Here is a 783-nt window from a genome sequence, read left to right on the forward strand (position 1 = left end):
CCAAGGAGAACCATGGGAGCCGTGGGGGCAGAGGTACTGACGCCTGTGCCGCCGATATCCGCCCTGCCCGGCGTGTCCGGCGTGTCCGGCGTGTCCGCCCACCCGGGGACGCCGTAGGCCGCCGGGTGGGCGGTGCCCGCCCCGGGCTTCCCGCGTCCGGCCAGCCAGTCGTCCACCTACGATCAGCCAGTCGTCCAGAAGGTGAGTGAGCAAGCAGGTATGAGCGAGATCCCTCGGAGCGGCCCGAACGTGCAGTCACCGAAGGTTGCCATCGTCTACGGCTCCCCTTCGGATGCCCAGACGATGAGCAAGGCCGGCGCGACCCTGGAGCGCTTCGGTGTCCCCTACGAGCAGGTGTCGGTGTCGGCCCACCGCGCCCCCCGCACCCTCGCGGAGTACGTGGGCGAGCTGGCCACCCGTGGTATCGAGGTCGTCATCGCCGGCGCCGGGCTCGCCGCGGCCCTGCCCGGAACCGTCGCCGCGCTGACAACACTGCCCGTGATCGGCGTCCCGATCACGGGTGGGGCGCTGGACGGTATGGACTCCCTGCTCGCCATCGTGCAGATGCCGCCGGGGGTGCCGGTCGCCACGGTGGGGCTGAACAACTCCACGAACGCCGCCGTGCTGGCCACCCAGATCCTCGCCCTGAGCGACCCCGGCCTGCAGGCCCTGCTCACGGCGTTCAAGGACGACTTCGAGAAGGCCGCCGCCGCGGGCCTCGAGGAGGCACTGACCCCCGACCGCTGACCGTCCACCAACCGGCCGGGCCGCCGCTCGGCGAGT

1 protein-coding gene is annotated in these 783 nt (G+C 72.0%); it reads left to right on the forward strand.

Going from position 1 to position 783, the window contains the following annotated elements:
* Positions 1 to 219: 219 nt before the first annotated feature.
* Complete coding sequence (purE, locus tag AC5LUJ_RS20575) at positions 220 to 747, forward strand: 5-(carboxyamino)imidazole ribonucleotide mutase (protein ID WP_250281941.1); 528 nt, start codon at positions 220 to 222, stop codon at positions 745 to 747.
* Positions 748 to 783 lie beyond the last annotated feature (36 nt).

This window comes from Protofrankia sp. CiP1_Cm_nod3, from assembly GCF_982290655.1.

Bases quoted from the DNA above. Each gene is read 5' to 3' on its own strand.
- purE (WP_250281941.1), top strand. From the start codon at position 220: ATGAGCGAGATCCCTCGGAGCGGCCCGAACGTGCAGTCACCGAAGGTT.